Here is a 305-nt window from a genome sequence, read left to right as displayed (position 1 = left end):
ATGTTTTTGATCAATCTTTAAATATTACAGCGATTATGCAGCAGATGGTAAAAAAAGAGAAATGTGGTGTGTTTGTTTATTTGCGTGAAGGATCCGTTGGTGTTCAATCAGTTATTGACAGTCAGGCAATGGCAATGAGAGGTTTAGAAGACCATGTGCAGGCGATTGAACGCGAAGAAGAATGGCGTCAAATTGGTTTAGGAGCGCAAATTCTAAAACACTTAGGGATTAGTTCCGTTATTGTTTATGCTTCTAAAGAACGTCATTATGTTGGTTTAGAGGGGTTTGGAATTCGCATATCTAGA

General features: G+C 38.0%; 1 pseudogene. It reads left to right on the top strand.

From position 1 onward, the window contains the following. Positions 1–305 (top strand): annotated as a pseudogene (locus tag ACFILZ_RS10155) (3,4-dihydroxy-2-butanone-4-phosphate synthase); the annotation flags it as partial.

The organism is Bartonella sp. AP40SXNS (assembly GCF_042195825.1).
Classification (GTDB): Bacteria; Pseudomonadota; Alphaproteobacteria; order Rhizobiales; family Rhizobiaceae; genus Bartonella.
This window is presented reverse-complemented; position numbering and strand designations above follow the sequence as displayed.